This is a genomic window from Streptomyces sp. SP18BB07, from assembly GCF_036322545.1.
GTDB lineage: Bacteria > Actinomycetota > Actinomycetes > Streptomycetales > Streptomycetaceae > Streptomyces > Streptomyces deccanensis.
Map to the genome: position 1 here is coordinate 1 of NZ_JAQYWT010000041.1, position 342 is coordinate 342.

Sequence of the window (342 nt, forward strand, 5' to 3'; positions counted from 1 at the left end):
CACGCCCGCGACCCCGGCACCCTCTACCGCGGCACCCGCCTCGCCCGTACGGAGGAGGTCTTCCCCGGCCACCGCCGCGACCTCGCGCTCACGGAGGTCGAACGGGACTTCCTCACCGCCGCGTTCGACGCCCGTGAGGCGGAGCGCCGGGCCGCCGCCCGCTCCACCCTCCGGACCCGGACACTGATCGGCGCGCACTCGGCCCTCCTCGCCGTGGCGTTGGTCGGGCCCGCGGTGGTGGAGAGCGGGCGGGGGCGCCAGGGCCGCATGCTGCCGACGGCCGCGGACGAGGCGGCCGGCGGACTGGGCGGCGCGATCGCGGCGAGCGCCGAGGAGGTGTAC

General features: G+C 78.7%; 1 protein-coding gene. It reads left to right on the top strand.

Annotated elements, in window-relative coordinates; all coding sequences use genetic code 11:
- A partial coding sequence (locus tag PUR53_RS00105; protein WP_329906945.1) for a hypothetical protein occupies nucleotides 1-342 on the top strand: 342 nt, incomplete at both ends.